The 1,374-nt window shown below is 53.9% G+C and carries 1 protein-coding gene; it reads left to right on the top strand.

Annotated features, from left to right (window positions below; all coding sequences use genetic code 11):
• Nucleotides 1-378: 378 nt before the first annotated feature.
• Nucleotides 379-1,164, top strand: a complete 786-nt coding sequence (locus C5N93_RS00390; protein WP_242557864.1) for a DUF3047 domain-containing protein — start codon at nt 379-381, stop codon at nt 1,162-1,164.
• Nucleotides 1,165-1,374: the final 210 nt, after the last annotated feature.

Consider the following 1,374-nt stretch of genomic DNA (forward strand, 5'->3'; position numbering starts at 1 on the left):
GTGATTTCAGCGACTGTCACGAACTGGTTGCTCGCCGACTCAGGATGGGGGTCCGCACAGCTTTCGAAAGCGGACTACGCATTTTGTTGTCATGCGATTTGTGCCCGATTAGGCAAACTGCGTTCGCTGCAGGCCGATTTCTTCAATTCCCCTCCTGTTTTTTGTTTCACGAAGCTTAGGGCTCATTGCACGGCATTGAGCATCGTCCATATCGCTACGTTGTTGCAATCTCATCACGGAGTGAGATTCCGGGTGGATGGACACCGACTTCTCGCTTAGGATTCGACCACGGGGTTAGTGGCAGTTCGAGGAGCAAAACGGGTGGGGATTCAGTATCGGGTGAAGCGTCAGGTGAGCTGGCGTGTCGGGATGGCATGCATGAGTGCCGTCGTTATCAGCTTGGTTGTTGCTGGATGCGCTTCGCAGCGGGCACCTACCACTGGCGAGTCAACGGCGTTGGTGCCGGCGCATCGCGAGGAAATCGCTCCGCTTTCAGCCGAAGTGAATTCGGACGGACTTCCGCCGCATTGGGAAACCTATCTCGTCACGCGAAATAAGCGGCTGACTCACTACGAGCAAACCACCGATAGCAATGGCATCGCAGTGATCCGGGCGACGGTAGACGCGTCAGCATCCGGTATTGCTCAGAAGCTGGATATTCCCGTATATCCGGGAGCGAAGCTGAGCTGGCGCTGGCGTGCAGATGCAATGCCGGTCAACGCAGACATTCGGACGAAACGTTTTGACGATGCCCCTGTACGCATCGCTCTCGCGTTCGATGGTGACCCAGGCAAACTCACCATGCAGGATCACATGCACCGTGAGTTGGCGCGTATGGTGAGCGGACGCGAATTACCCTTTGCAACCTTGATGTACACATGGGGCGGTGATGCGCTCGCTGCCAACGAGGTGATTCCAAATCCATATACAGGCAGGATTCGCTCCATCGTCGTCGAACGAGGCGACGGTAATCTCGGAACGTGGCAAACGTATTCCAGAGATGTTGCAAAGGACTATGAGAAGGCGTTCGGCGAGCCACCGGGACGTTTGATCGGTATCGCCATCATGAGCGATGGGGATAATACACAATCCAGGTTCACTGCCTGGTACGGCGACATTCACCTCGATACTGACGGTATTCCAACGACAACCGCCGCCAAATAAGGTCATACGTCTTCTAAAACGAAAAAGCCGGTAATTATGATTTGCCGGCTTTTTTCTTGATGCTGTCCCGTCCTGAAATAGGTTGACACTTTTTCGTTGAAACGAGGAGGTGGCAAATGGAGCAAGGGATTAAGCGGACACAGCGAGACTACAGCCTGGCTTTTAAGCTGTCAGTGGTCGAGCAAGTAGAAAAAGGCGAGTTGACCTATA

Origin of the sequence: Pandoraea sp. LA3 (genome assembly GCF_022696215.1) — a bacterium.
Taxonomy (GTDB): domain Bacteria; phylum Pseudomonadota; class Gammaproteobacteria; order Burkholderiales; family Burkholderiaceae; genus Pandoraea; species Pandoraea capi.